Here is a 12,293-nt window from a genome sequence, read left to right as displayed (position 1 = left end):
TTCTTGGAGCAAATTACTTTGCTAAGAAATGACACCGCTCAATGGTTATTTCATTAATACTGTTCAATACTGCATAGGATACATCAGATGCGGTCGCGCCGACAGGTTTGGCTGCTGAATAATCCGCTCTTAAAAGGAGTTTGCTTATGAGTGATACAAACCAAGATAAGCTCGATTCTGGCCGTTATGATCAATTGGTCGATCAAGTGATGGATTCTCTCGATGGTGCCAGTGAAGTGACGCTTGAGAAACTTACCTTAGCGGTCAATGAAGCGGTTGATCTGGAGCAGACAGCGCTTGATATGTCTGCAGATGAAGCGGCCCTGCTAAAAGCCTACCTAATGCGTGATCTGAAGCAGTTCTCAATCGGTGTTCAAAAGGTCGGCGGAGCGCTGGCTGATTGGTTAGAGCTGGATCTTGCCGTATTGGAGAAGGGAATTGTCGATCGCTTGATGAGAGTGGCCGATAAAACCCGTATCGAACAAGAGTTACTCCGTGAGCAGTTGAGTCATGGTGAAGCGCACTACGCCGCCGGTGAAATCGCGCTACCTGGACAGTTTGTCTGTACACAGTGTGGAGCTAAGCAGATGCTGAGCGAGAGTCAAAAATTACAGCCTTGTCGTGACTGTTCAGCGGTTCTGTTTGAACGAGCGATGTCTAAATAGCGCGGCTAATAACAGTGCTGCAGCAAGGATAAGCGCTGGCCACAACCCCAACTGTTGATAGGGGGTTTGGCCCATGCTTGGGGCGATCTCATGGGTTAGGATCGCCGTCTCGAATCTGGGTGCGGTCGCTAAGACTTGACCCTTGGCATCAATGAATCCTGATATGCCGTTGTTGGTGGCTCTTATCACGGGCCTACCATTTTCGATAGCACGCATTCTGGCGATCTCAAAGTGCTGATCTGGGCCATGAGATCCGCCGAACCAGGTGTCATTAGAGAGCGTCAGAATCATGTCACTCTGATTGGCATTCTCTCTGACCAACTCTGGGTAGGCGATCTCATAACAGATTGCGCCCGCCAGCGACCCCTGAGGTGTCTCTACCTGAAAAGTTGGTTGTTCTGGCAAGCTAAAGCTAGACATGGGGAGATCAAAAAAGGCGATCAGCCCTCGCAACTGATTTTCAAAGGGAATGTACTCCCCAAAAGGGACCAGTCTCTGTTTGTCGTACAGGCTGATTTTACCCGTCAACGTGCCCACCGAGTTGTGGTACAGGTTTCGTTGTTGGCTCTCACTCCACTCTTTTCTTGGGAAACCTGAAATTAACGTGGTGCCTTGTTGGTTGAGGATCTCCACTAGCGGACTGATCTGGTTGATGGCGCGGCCTATTAATTTGGGTACGGCGGTCTCAGGCCAAATGAGTAGATCGGTAGCGGGCGCTTGGACGCTTAAATTAATAATGTTCTGTATGTGTCGATCAACTTGCTCAATTTGCCACTTAGACTCTTGGGCTAAATTGGGCTGTATTAATGTGATCGAGACGGTCTTTTCTGAACTCTCTGTCCAGTGTGACGGAATAAGGTAAGAGGCACCTAATATCGCAAGGATCAGTAGGAGAGGGGTCGGTTTTTTACGGTGGATGACATGGGAAGCCGAGACAGCAATGATCAGAACCATCGCCGACACTAGCCACACGCCGCCGATCGGGGCTAATGAGATAAGTGGTGTATCGATGAACGCATAGCCGATGAGCAGCCAAGGGAAGCCGGTAAATAGCCAGCTTCTCACCCATTCAAACAAGATCCAAAGAGCGACAAATCCTGGTGCTGAGCCGTCAGTAAACAGGCGTTTGTAGAGCCAAATTTGTGCGGCAAAGAGTATCGCTAACGCGCCAGTGAACATGAGAGTCATCAGTGCGGCGGCTAAAACACCCATGCCACCGTGTAAGTGAATACTCACATAGACCCAAGAGACACCGGCGGTGAAGTATCCCAAACCATAGAGCCAACCCATCAGGAACGCTGAATCGGATTTAAGGGTCAGCAAGTAGAGGGTGGCAATAGAGACAATCGCTAATAGCGGGTAACTAAAAGGGGCAAAAGCGAGTGTCGCTATTGCCCCTGCAGCAACCGCCAAAGTCCTATTCACAAGAGGCTGGAGCAGCATCACTACTCCTTGTGGTGCTTAACCTGTAGCAGTCTAATTCTGCGGTTTTCAGACGCTAGCACGGTGAAGGTGAAGTCATCGAGTCGAATCGTCTCCCCTTTATCGGGTAGGTGACCAAATTGACGTGTCACCAGTCCACCCACGGTATCGAACTCATCATCAGGTAGGCCGACGTCAAAGTACTCGTTAAAGTCTTCGATAGGGGTTAACGCTTTGACAATGAAGCCATCATCTTCAAAGGCTTTGATGTTGCCCTCGTCTTCATCTTCGTCGTGCTCATCTTCGATATCCCCGACGATCTGTTCGAGCACGTCTTCGATGGTAATAAGACCGGCAATTCCGCCGTACTCATCAACGACGATGGCCATGTGATTGCGTGTGACACGGAATTCACGTAGCAAGACGTTCAGTCGCTTACTTTCAGGAATGAAGGTTGCTTTGCGAAGGTGCTCAGCGAGACTGAACTGTTCTAAGCGGCCGTCCAGTGCATAGGGAAGAAGATCCTTGGCAAGAAGAATGCCGACGATCTCATCTGGGTTTTCACCTGCAATAGGAAAGCGAGAGTGTGCACTGTCGATGACCAGTGGCATAAATTCGTGGGCAGATTGATCGATCTGTACCGAGACCATTTGTGATCTAGGGATCATGACGTCACGCACTTGCATGTCGGTCACTTGTATAGCGCCTTCTACAATCGTTAGCGCATCTTGGTCTAGTAGGCCAGTGTCGTTGGCCTCATAAAGAACTTCAAACAGGTCTTCGCGGGTTTTGGGCTCATCCGAAAAAGCTGAAGCAAGTTTGCTAAAAAAGCTTTTGGATGAGCCGCTCGATCGGTCTTCACTCATAGTGTGTGGTTGCCTCAAATATAGGGGTCTGGGATTTGGAGTTGAGCGAGCAGTTCTCGTTCAAGTGACTCCATCTCCTCGGCTTCTTCATCCTTTATATGATCGAATCCAAGTAGATGCAATACCCCATGGATCACCATGTGAGCCCAATGGTGATGAATCTGTTTGTTTTGTTCGGTTGCTTCGCGCTCTACAACCGCGGCACAAATCGCTAGATCACCTAATATATTGCCAGGGAAGCCCGGAGGTGCTTCAAACGGAAAAGAGAGTACGTTGGTCGACTTGTCTTTACCGCGATATTCACGATTCAGTGTCTGGCTCTCGGTTTCATCAACGATACGAATGCATAGTTCAGCTTCGCCCGATAGCTGTGATGCCGCTAATTCGGCCCAGGATTGAAACTGCTCATCACTCGGGAGTGAGTTGCTATCAACAGCGCGAATAACCTCTAAATGAATCACTATTTACGCTCGTCTGTATGTTTGGCTTCGTACGCTTCATAAGCACGTACAATGTGCTGCACGATAGGGTGACGAACCACATCTTTCGCTTCGAAGTGGGTAAATCCAATCCCTTTCACCCCGTCCAGTACCTGCATCGCATGAATTAGGCCTGAGCTAGCGCCGCGTGGTAGGTCGACCTGGGTTTTATCCCCAGTGATAACCGCTGTTGAGCCAAACCCTATGCGGGTAAGAAACATCTTCATCTGCTCGCGTGTCGTATTTTGTGACTCATCAAGAATGACAAACGAGCCGTTCAACGTTCTGCCGCGCATGTAAGCTAAGGGTGCGATCTCTATGACATTCTTTTCGATCAGGCGTGCTACCTTCTCAAAGCCCATCATCTCATAGAGTGCGTCGTAGAGAGGGCGTAAGTAGGGATCGACTTTCTGAGTCAGATCGCCGGGTAGAAAACCGAGTTTTTCACCCGCTTCGACGGCAGGGCGAACCAGTAGTATTCGACTGACCTCTTCGCGCTCAAGGGCCTCAACCGCACAAGCAACCGCAAGGTAGGTTTTACCGGTGCCGGCAGGTCCGATACCAAAGTTAATGTCATGGTAACGAATCGACTGAACGTACTTTTGCTGATTCTCCCCGCGAGGTCGAATCGTCATTTTTCGAGTACGAATAGTGACATCATCCGTCGCAGTCGATTTCACATCAGTTTGTGAAATGCCTGAGTGTTGTAGCGATAGATGAATGTCTGATGGGGCAAGTGGTTTGCCGTTTAGAGACTCTTTGTACAGTGCTTCAATCAGTGTGCAGACCGGGCGAACGGCCTGAATTGCACCTTCAACTTTGAACTGGAATCCACGGTTACCGATTTGGACTCCGGTGCGCTCTTCAATCAGACGTAAGTGCTCATCAAACTGGCCGACTAGATTAGCCAAGGCTGCGCCATCTTCAGGCTGTAGGTTGATGTGGAAAGATTGTGTTTCGCTCATTATTGATCCAGCTCGGAGCTAACTAACTCACCGATCAACGAGTTCGGAAGCGCTTCAGCAATGCGGACATCGGCGAAGTGACCAATCAGGTCTGGATTATCGCAACGGAAGTTCACAACACGATTGTTCTCCGTGCGACCCGATAGTTGGCCAGGGTCTTTACGCGAGTAACCGTTGACCAGAATGCGTTGAGTGGTTCCGACCATGCGGCGGCTGATCTGCAAAGCGTTCTGAGTGATACGGCTTTGCAAAATGTGTAGGCGTTGTTTCTTCGTCTCTTCCGATACGTCGTCAGGCAGGTCTGCCGCAGGGGTGCCTGGGCGACGGCTGTAGATGAAGCTGAACGACGTATCAAAACCTATATCCTCGATTAGCTTCATGGTCGCCTCAAAGTCGGCATCCGTTTCACCTGGGAAGCCGATGATAAAGTCCGACGAGAAGCTGATATCTGGACGCTTCGCCTTGATTCGACGTAATTTCGACTTGTACTCAATCGCCGTGTGGCCGCGCTTCATCGCCATCAGTATGCGGTCAGAGCCACTCTGAACCGGTAGGTGAAGATGACTCACCAATTCCGGCACTTCGTCATAAACCTCGATCAGGCTGTCGGTAAACTCTACAGGGTGTGAAGTAGTGAAACGAATACGATCGATACCCTCAATCGCGGCAATGGTGCGAATCAGCTCAGCCAGATCAGCCGTATCACCGTCATGAGTCGCACCGAGGTAAGCGTTGACGTTTTGGCCCAGTAGATTGACTTCACGCACGCCCTGTTCAGCCAGCTCAACACACTCGGCTATCACATCATCCAGCGGGCGGCTGACCTCTTCGCCACGGGTGTAGGGCACGACACAGAAAGTACAGTACTTACTACAACCTTCCATGACTGAAACAAATGCCTCTGCCCCCTCAACTTTAGGAGCGGGGAGGTGGTCGAACTTTTCGATCTCTGGGAAGCTGACATCAACGATACCGACCTTGCCCCCCTTTGTATCTTCAATCATCTCGGGAAGACGGTGTAGGGTCTGTGGGCCAAAAATCATATCGACGAACGGCGCGCGATCACGAATCGCTTCGCCCTCTTGGCTTGCAACACAGCCGCCTACCCCGATCATTAATCCGGGTTTTTGCTCTTTCAAAAGACGCCAACGGCCTAACTGGTGGAACACCTTCTCTTGCGCCTTTTCACGAATTGAACAGGTGTTTAGAAGCAGGACGTCAGCCTCTTCTGGATTATCGGTTAGCTCCAGCTTGTGGCTATCGCCCAGAAGGTCAGCCATTCGTGCGGAGTCGTACTCATTCATCTGACATCCGTGTGTCTTGATAAAGAGCTTTTTAGTCATGTTTCACCTGTCGTTACGTTGAATCTATGCCCCATCATTTGGGGCGATGAAGTATACCTCAGCGCACTCTTTGGCGCTAACGAACTTGCAATTGTTTAGAGCGCCCCCACTAACCTGATTAGGCAACTCAAGTTTAGATTGATTGGAGATTCTCAATGGCCGATGCCAAACGCCTCTATCGCGTCACTTACATCAACAAAGATAAAGTCTACGAGCTTTACGTTGAACAGGTTTACAGTGCTGATATGTGGGGGTTTGTTGCGCTAGAGGGTTTCGTGTTTGGTAGTCACACTGAGATGCTGATTGATCCTGCCGAAGATCGTCTACAGCAGGAGTTCGCAGGTGTAAAACGCTCTTTCGTTCCGATGCAGGCCATTATTCAGATTGATGAGGTTGAGAAGCGAGGAAAAGCTCGTATTACGGATGCCGAGGGCACCGTCACCGCTTTTCCAGTCATGCCCTCACGGAGTAAATAACCTCGCGAAACTGATAATCAGTTACTTGCCAGCGACCCTTGGTCGTGCTGACAGATGGCAGGCTGCAAGGTGGGTAGTTGGAGCTCTATCTGATCCGTAGAGTAGTCCTCTACGCTTGAGTCTGAAAAGATCAGTTCGGCACTCTCAATTCTAAAACAGCTAACCGAGCTGTCAGCCCACACCTTATCCCACTGTTGATCGCCGGTTCTATGCTCGGGCGACAAAGGCCCTGCAATTCTCAAGTAGGCATGATCATCGCCGCTCTTCATCGCAGGAATAACCTTACCCTCTGCGTCGAAAGCGATCGTCTTAAACATCACGTAGTCCAGGTCGCGATCCGTCTGATTGCTAAAGTCGATGACTGCAGCAACATTTTTTTGGGTGATGACTTCCGTCTGAAGTTGGTGAATAACCAGGGTTTTTTGTGGTGGAGCGGGTGTGATGGGCTGTTGAGTTGTCAGCTTAGCTGTTGTGTCTGGCAAGCTGATACAGCCTGACAATACCAGTGCTGGCAGGGACAGTTTTAAAGCGTTTTGCATTGTTATTCTTTTTGCAATCACGTTGTTTTCTCCAAAAACCTTAACTGGATATTAACAAGGTTTTTGATGTTTTGCCTGAAATTTCTTTCGCGAGTCTAGGAACAAGATACCCTGGTAGCTCTCTCTGCATTTGCGTAAAGATCTCTTTGCCCCGTTCAATCGGGATATCAAAGTGACTGGCCCCTGCGACAGGATCAAAAAGAAAGAGGTAGTAGGGGAGGATGCCTGCGCTAAACAGAGCACGTGAGAGTCTGACCTGCTCATCAGCGCTGTCATTAACCCCTTTTAACAACACCGCTTGATTGAGAATGGTTGCACCACTCTGTTTTAGCTTGGTGACGGCGTTGTTCAGACTCTGATCAATTTCATTGGCGTGGTTGATGTGAAGGACCACGACACAATCGAACCTTGATTTATGCAAGGTGTCATTGAGTTGATCAGTTACTCTGGATGGAATCACTACGGGTAGGCGAGTGTGGACTCTGAGTCGTTCGAGATGAGGTATGGCTTCAAGATCCGCTACCATCTTTGAAAAACGGTGATCAGAGGTGACCAGTGGATCACCGCCTGAGAAGATCACCTCTCTTAACTCTGTATGCTCTTTTAGATAGGCGAGAGCCCTTTGCCAATGCTCCCCACTAAGCTGGTTGTCAGAGTAAGGGAAGTGTCTGCGAAAACAGTAACGACAGTTTATGGCGCAAGCTCCGCTCAAGATCAACAGTGCTCGATCTTTATATTTGTGCACAACGCCTGGAGTCGGGCGTGCATCACTCTCGTTTAACGGATCTTCTGTGAAACCTGGAGTTTGAATGAACTCGTCTCTGATCGGAAGGACCTGTTTTAGCAAAGGATCGTCTGGATTGCCTAGCTCCATGCGGCTTAGGAACTCAAGAGGGACTCGCAATGGGAAGAGCTGGCTAGCCGCTTGAGCCTGTTCGAGTAGCTCGTTGGGTAGGGACAGTCTCTCCAGTAAGGCTTTAGGATCGGTGATGGCACTTTTCAGTGAGTCTTGCCAAGAGTTTGGCGTAATGTCCAACAGCTGCATCATTGAAGTGACCAAAATTTCCAAGAATGTAAACGATCTGTTGGAGCCGATTCTCCTTTGAAGTAGAATGCTCGTCAAACATTCAATCAATGATTTGGAAAAAGAGATGGGAAACGTTTCAAGTGGTCAGTTTAAGACTGGCATGAAAGTGATGATCGACGGCGATCCATGTAACATGGTTGAAGTTGAATTTGTTAAACCGGGAAAAGGTCAGGCGTTCACTCGAGTTCGTCTTCGTAACCTTATGACGGGTCGTATTTGGGAGCGTACTTTCAAATCGAACGAATCAGCTGAAACAGCCGATGTGATGGATCGTGACATGGAGTACCTCTACAGTGATGGTGAGATGTGGCACTTCATGGAGCCAAGCACATTTGAACAGTACGCTGCGGATGAGAAAGCCGTTGCCGACTGTTCGCAGTGGTTGAAAGAGGGTGACAAAGTGATGATCACTCTATTTAACGACAACCCTATTGCTGTGACACCTCCTAACTTTGTTGAGCTTGAAGTGACTGAAACTGATCCAGGCCTTAAAGGCGATACGGCTCAGGGCGGTTCTAAGCCTGCGACTCTCAGCACGGGTGCAGTGGTTCGTGTGCCACTATTTATCAACCAGGGTGAAGTTCTTAAGATCGACACTCGTACCGGTGAATACGTAAGCCGTGCCTAACACGGGTTCGTAATAGAAACGGCAGCTTCGGCTGCCGTTTTTGGTTCTAATTTTGGAGTCTGTATGAATCGAAATCACTGGCAACCTACAGCAGAGATCTTAACACTTCGTGAGCGAGCAAAGATGCTGGCTGATGTGCGCGCTTTTTTTGCTGAACGCGGTGTCATGGAGGTGGATACTCAATGTCTGTCACAAGCGGCAGTCAGTGATCCTTTTATCGATTCACTTGAAGTCTCCTACTCAAGTTACCCCGGGGCTGAAGAGCAGCGTTACTACCTGCAGAGTTCGCCAGAGTACGCCATGAAGCGCCTATTGGCAGCTGACTCAGGCCCCATCTATCAGTTGGCTAAAGCATTTAGGAATGGCGAGGTAGGGCGGCTTCACAATCCTGAATTCACCATGCTTGAGTGGTATCGCCCTCGTTTCAGTGCGCAGCAGCTGATGGATGAAGTTCAGGCTCTGGTTACTGCGGTGCTGGGGCCGCAGCATTGGGAACGTCTCAGTTATCGTGAACTGTTTAAACGCTTTGTGGGCATGGATCCTCATCAAGCGACCATTGACCAGTTAAAAGCTCTGCTTGAGCCCCATTTTGAGTGCCCTTTTACGGATGATCGCAAAGATACTTGGCTCGAGCTGGTCATGTCGCATCTGATTGAGCCGAAACTCATTGAACCGGTGCTAGTATTTGATTTTCCCGCCTCTCAAGCTGCGTTGGCTGAGGTTGTTGAGGATGATCAGGGTGTCAAAGTGGCAGCCCGCTTCGAGCTGTATGCGGGCGGTATGGAGTTGGCGAATGGTTATCAGGAGCTGCGAGATCCCGCTGAGCAGGCTGAACGGCTGGAAGCTGACGATCAGCAGCGTGAATCCTCAGGGCTTCCACGACGACCGCTGGAGACTCGTTTAGTCTCGGCCCTAGAATCCGGCATTCCAGCTTGTGCCGGCGTGGCACTTGGTTTTGATCGGTTGCTGATGATCAAAGTTGGCGCGAGCAGTATCAAAGAGGTTGTCCCTTTCGGGTTTGAGCGCTGTTAGAGCGAATCGACGGCCAGCTTCATCCTACGAACCGCTTCCTCAATACGCGATCTTGGACACCCGAAGTTAAGTCTAACAAATCCAGGTGCACCAAAATCCTCCCCATCAGATAGTCCCACACCCTGAGATTCAAACAGTTGTTGTGGGCTGTCGACGCCAAGCTGATTGGCATCGATCCAGGCAAGGTAGGTGGCCTCGTTAGGTAGCATGCTTAAGCCGGGAATCTTGCCTATTTCAGAGATCAGGTAGTCTCTATTTCCCTTCAGATATTCGCACTGCTTGCGATTCCATTCGTCTCCCTGTGAGTAGGCGGCTTCTGCCGCGGTGTAGCCCAGTAGATTGACGTCGGGCACTATGCCCTTGCGTACCTTTTTAAATCGCGCTCTTAATTCGGGGTTTTGAATGATCGCAACAGAGCAGGCCAGCCCTGCAATGTTCCAGGTTTTACTGGGCGCCATCAGCGTCACAGTGCGTGAGGCGATCTCTTCACTCAAACTCGCGATCGGTGTGTGCTGTAGTTCAGGTTGTAAAATGAGATCGCAATGAATCTCATCGCTGCAGATCAATAGATCCTGATCGATAATGATCTGTGCGAGCCTCTCGAGCTCTTCACGGCGGTAGACGCCACCCCCAGGATTGTGTGGGTTGCAGAAAAGTAGCAGTCTGGTTTCTGCTGTAATGGCCTCTTCTAGTGCATCAAAATCAATGACACGACCCTTCATGGGAATGGTGATCAACGCCCTCGAAGAGAGAGCGGGAGCGGACATAAAGGGTGGGTAGATAGGTTGGGCGGTGATGACGGATTGCTCAGCCGTGCTTAAAGCGCGGGTCGCTAAATTTAGCCCGCAGACGAGACCGGGTAACCAGACTAGATCTTCAGCAGAGACCGTCCAGTTGTATAGGCGCTGCATGCGTTCAGAAAACAGCTGATTGAGTGTTTCTGGTGTGCGGGTGTAGCCAAAAACGCCATGATCGACACGCGTTTTTAAAGCATCAATCACAGCTTGTGGAGAGCGAAAATCGGTATCAGCAACCCACATTGGAAGTATGTCTGTACCGGCGTATTTAGACCACTTGTCACTCCAGGTCCCTTGGCGATCAATTAAGTGATCAAAATCGAAATCATTCATTGGTTCACTCACTACTCTTCCCTTTCTACTGGTCGATCATCAAGCTATCATAGGCCAATTACTCTTTATAGCGAGCCGTTAGAGAAATTATTTCTACGGCCTAAATTCGTGGAGACCCTTATGAGCAACGATCGCGTTATTATTTTTGATACCACGCTGCGCGATGGTGAACAGAGTCCCGGTGCGTCTATGACCGGTGAAGAGAAACTGCGAATCGCTCGTCAGCTTGAACGTATGAAAGTTGATGTGATTGAAGCGGGTTTCGCCATTGCGAGTCCTGGTGATTTCGAGGCGGTGAAAAATATTGCCGACAACATCAAAGATAGCCGAGTCTGTTCACTCTCTCGTGCTTTGGATGCGGATATTGATCGTGCGGGTGAAGCGCTGAAGAATGCTGCGCAAGGTCGTATTCATACCTTTATCGCGACTTCGCCGATTCATATGAAGTACAAGCTTCAGATGGAGCCTGATCGTGTTGTCGAGCAGGCTGTGCATGCCGTTAAGCGAGCGCGTAATCTGATCGATGATGTCGAGTTCTCGTTAGAGGATGCTAGCCGCTCTGAGTTGGATTTTATGTGCCGTATTATCGAAAAAGTGATCGATGCTGGCGCTCGTACTATCAATATCCCTGATACGGTCGGTTACGCCGTGCCTCATCAGTTTGCTGAGGTGATCGGGGAGCTCATTCAGCGTATTCCAAACTCGGATAAAGCGATCTTCTCTGTCCACTGTCATAACGATCTAGGCCTAGCGGTCGCCAACTCACTGGCAGCCGTGGGAGCGGGTGCACGTCAGGTGGAGTGTACGATCAACGGTTTGGGTGAGCGTGCTGGTAACGCAGCCCTAGAAGAGATCGTTATGGCACTGAAAACTCGCCAAGACGTTATGGGTCTTGAGACCAATATTGATACTCAGCACATTGTCGGTGCCTCTAAACTGGTGTCTAGCGTGACAGGTTTCCCTGTTCAGCCTAACAAGGCGATTGTCGGCGCTAACGCCTTTGCTCATGAATCGGGCATTCACCAAGATGGTGTACTGAAGCACCGTGAAACCTATGAGATCATGACCGCAGAGAGTGTCGGTTGGACGACCAATAAAATGGTATTGGGTAAGCATTCAGGCCGTGCTGCATTTAAATCACGTCTTGAGGAGCTGGGTACTACGTTCAAGAGTGATGCTGATCTAAACAGCGCTTTCCAAGCCTTCAAAGTGTTAGCCGATAAGAAACATGAGATCTTTGATGAGGATCTTATGGCGCTGGTCAGCAATAGCCGTGCCGAAGCGTCAAGCGAACGTTTTCAGTTGGTCAACCTATCTGTGACATCGCAAACGGGTGAGACACCTCAAGCCGATCTAGTTGTGAGTATTGATGGGCAAGAGCACTCGTGCTGTGCTGAGGGTAGTGGTCCAGTCGATGCTATCTTTAAAGCGATTGAGTCACAGGTGAACTCTGGCTCTACACTGTTGATCTATTCGGTGAATGCCGTGACTGAAGGAACCGATTCGCAAGGTGAAGTCACCGTGCGTCTTGAGAAGGGTGGTCGCATCGTAAATGGTTTAGGTGCCGATACCGATGTCATCATTGCATCGGCTAAGGCCTATATCCATGCGCTCAATCTTCTGGATACTAACGCGGAAAAAGCGCACCCACAGGTTTAATC

Annotated in this window: 13 protein-coding genes; 5 read left to right on the top strand and 8 right to left on the bottom strand. The window is 49.8% G+C overall.

The window, feature by feature from the left end; translation table 11 throughout:
• Nucleotides 1-146: 146 nt before the first annotated feature.
• Nucleotides 147-665: a metalloendopeptidase gene (locus XMM312_RS11300; RefSeq protein ID WP_173489274.1), complete on the top strand. Its 519-nt coding sequence runs from the start codon at nucleotides 147-149 to the stop codon at nucleotides 663-665.
• Here the strand turns inward: XMM312_RS11300 and lnt are convergent.
• The 5 genes from lnt to miaB are packed head-to-tail and all read right to left on the bottom strand — an operon-like array spanning nucleotide 630 to nucleotide 5,740.
• Nucleotides 630-2,108 carry an apolipoprotein N-acyltransferase gene (lnt, locus tag XMM312_RS11295; RefSeq protein WP_173482217.1) on the bottom strand — a complete coding sequence of 493 codons (1,479 nt, stop codon included), beginning with the start codon at nucleotides 2,106-2,108 and terminating at the stop codon, nucleotides 630-632. The genes XMM312_RS11300 and lnt overlap by 36 nt on opposite strands.
• A gap of 2 nt (nucleotides 2,109-2,110) precedes the next feature.
• Nucleotides 2,111-2,953 (bottom strand): HlyC/CorC family transporter, encoded by an 843-nt coding sequence (locus XMM312_RS11290; RefSeq protein ID WP_173482218.1) that lies wholly within the window; start codon nucleotides 2,951-2,953, stop codon nucleotides 2,111-2,113.
• A gap of 14 nt (nucleotides 2,954-2,967) precedes the next feature.
• Complete coding sequence (gene ybeY, locus XMM312_RS11285) at nucleotides 2,968-3,414, bottom strand: rRNA maturation RNase YbeY (RefSeq protein WP_371731481.1); 447 nt, start codon at nucleotides 3,412-3,414, stop codon at nucleotides 2,968-2,970.
• Entirely contained in the window at nucleotides 3,414-4,397 is a 984-nt protein-coding gene (locus tag XMM312_RS11280; RefSeq protein ID WP_173482219.1) for a PhoH family protein, read from the bottom strand. Before XMM312_RS11280 ends, ybeY begins: the two co-directional genes overlap by 1 nt.
• On the bottom strand, nucleotides 4,397-5,740 hold the full coding sequence (gene miaB, locus XMM312_RS11275; protein WP_173482220.1) for a tRNA (N6-isopentenyl adenosine(37)-C2)-methylthiotransferase MiaB: 1,344 nt from the start codon (nucleotides 5,738-5,740) through the stop codon (nucleotides 4,397-4,399). The genes XMM312_RS11280 and miaB overlap by 1 nt, the downstream gene beginning before the upstream one ends.
• Nucleotides 5,741-5,895: 155 nt before the next feature.
• Here miaB and XMM312_RS11270 point away from each other — a divergent pair, with 155 nt between their 5' ends.
• Complete coding sequence (locus tag XMM312_RS11270) at nucleotides 5,896-6,216, top strand: DUF1820 family protein (protein WP_173482221.1); 321 nt, start codon at nucleotides 5,896-5,898, stop codon at nucleotides 6,214-6,216.
• A gap of 17 nt (nucleotides 6,217-6,233) precedes the next feature.
• Here XMM312_RS11270 and XMM312_RS11265 read toward each other — a convergent pair whose 3' ends face one another.
• Nucleotides 6,234-6,755 carry a hypothetical protein gene (locus tag XMM312_RS11265; protein ID WP_173489273.1) on the bottom strand — a complete coding sequence of 174 codons (522 nt, stop codon included), beginning with the start codon at nucleotides 6,753-6,755 and terminating at the stop codon, nucleotides 6,234-6,236.
• 40 nt (nucleotides 6,756-6,795) lie between these two features.
• Nucleotides 6,796-7,803, bottom strand: coding sequence for an EF-P beta-lysylation protein EpmB (epmB, locus tag XMM312_RS11260; RefSeq protein ID WP_254442939.1), 1,008 nt, complete (start codon nucleotides 7,801-7,803; stop codon nucleotides 6,796-6,798).
• A 103-nt stretch (nucleotides 7,804-7,906) separates the two neighbouring features.
• On the opposite strand from epmB, the gene efp reads away from it, so the two are divergent.
• Together efp and epmA are read left to right on the top strand one after the other, a co-directional pair.
• Entirely contained in the window at nucleotides 7,907-8,470 is a 564-nt protein-coding gene (efp, locus tag XMM312_RS11255; RefSeq protein WP_173482223.1) for an elongation factor P, read from the top strand.
• 63 nt (nucleotides 8,471-8,533) lie between these two features.
• A complete protein-coding gene (epmA, locus tag XMM312_RS11250; protein ID WP_173489272.1) occupies nucleotides 8,534-9,502 on the top strand; it encodes an EF-P lysine aminoacylase EpmA in 969 nt (322 codons plus the stop codon).
• Here the strand turns inward: epmA and XMM312_RS11245 are convergent.
• On the bottom strand, nucleotides 9,499-10,644 hold the full coding sequence (locus XMM312_RS11245; RefSeq protein WP_371743490.1) for a MalY/PatB family protein: 1,146 nt from the start codon (nucleotides 10,642-10,644) through the stop codon (nucleotides 9,499-9,501). The two genes, epmA and XMM312_RS11245, sit on opposite strands and share 4 nt — an antisense overlap.
• A gap of 108 nt (nucleotides 10,645-10,752) precedes the next feature.
• Between XMM312_RS11245 and XMM312_RS11240 the strand changes: the two genes are divergently transcribed.
• Complete coding sequence (locus XMM312_RS11240) at nucleotides 10,753-12,291, top strand: 2-isopropylmalate synthase (protein ID WP_173482225.1); 1,539 nt, start codon at nucleotides 10,753-10,755, stop codon at nucleotides 12,289-12,291.
• The last annotated feature ends 2 nt before the right edge of the window (nucleotides 12,292-12,293 follow it).

Source organism: Marinobacterium sp. xm-m-312 (genome assembly GCF_013283295.1).
Taxonomy (GTDB): Bacteria; Pseudomonadota; Gammaproteobacteria; order Pseudomonadales; family Balneatricaceae; genus Marinobacterium_E.
This window is presented reverse-complemented; position numbering and strand designations above follow the sequence as displayed.

Coding starts and splice junctions, on each gene's coding strand:
- epmB (WP_254442939.1), bottom strand. CDS start 7,803: ATGATGCAGCTGTTGGACATTACGCCAAACTCTTGGCAAGACTCACTG.
- XMM312_RS11280 (WP_173482219.1), bottom strand. CDS start 4,397: ATGAGCGAAACACAATCTTTCCACATCAACCTACAGCCTGAAGATGGC.
- XMM312_RS11240 (WP_173482225.1), top strand. CDS start 10,753: ATGAGCAACGATCGCGTTATTATTTTTGATACCACGCTGCGCGATGGT.
- epmA (WP_173489272.1), top strand. CDS start 8,534: ATGAATCGAAATCACTGGCAACCTACAGCAGAGATCTTAACACTTCGT.
- XMM312_RS11265 (WP_173489273.1), bottom strand. CDS start 6,755: ATGCAAAACGCTTTAAAACTGTCCCTGCCAGCACTGGTATTGTCAGGC.
- XMM312_RS11300 (WP_173489274.1), top strand. CDS start 147: ATGAGTGATACAAACCAAGATAAGCTCGATTCTGGCCGTTATGATCAA.
- efp (WP_173482223.1), top strand. CDS start 7,907: ATGGGAAACGTTTCAAGTGGTCAGTTTAAGACTGGCATGAAAGTGATG.
- XMM312_RS11270 (WP_173482221.1), top strand. CDS start 5,896: ATGGCCGATGCCAAACGCCTCTATCGCGTCACTTACATCAACAAAGAT.
- miaB (WP_173482220.1), bottom strand. CDS start 5,740: ATGACTAAAAAGCTCTTTATCAAGACACACGGATGTCAGATGAATGAG.
- lnt (WP_173482217.1), bottom strand. CDS start 2,108: ATGCTGCTCCAGCCTCTTGTGAATAGGACTTTGGCGGTTGCTGCAGGG.
- XMM312_RS11290 (WP_173482218.1), bottom strand. CDS start 2,953: ATGAGTGAAGACCGATCGAGCGGCTCATCCAAAAGCTTTTTTAGCAAA.